The 231-nt window shown below is 66.2% G+C and carries 1 pseudogene; it reads right to left on the reverse strand.

From position 1 onward, the window contains the following. Positions 1–39: 39 nt before the first annotated feature. Positions 40–147, reverse strand: a pseudogene (locus ACPYOI_RS37225) (disulfide bond formation protein DsbA); the annotation flags it as partial. Positions 148–231: the final 84 nt, after the last annotated feature.

A 231-nucleotide genomic window follows, 5' to 3' on the forward strand; every position in this document is an offset into this window, starting at 1 on the left:
CGCGTCTCGTGGGCTCGGAGATGTGTATAAGAGACAGGGTCAATTCAATCCGGCGCGCTCCGCGACATCGCCAAGGCGAAGGCCGAAGCGCGCGCCGGCCAGCACGTCCGGCGTCTGCGCGCCGCTGACGGCATATTGCTGGTCGAAGGGCTGTCTCTTATACACATCTCCGAGCCCACGAGACGCGTAGTAATCTGGGGGGGGGGGGGTTTGTCGGGGGGGGGAGGGGGG

It is taken from the genome of Rhizobium sp. SVR5-2C, from assembly GCF_056755115.1.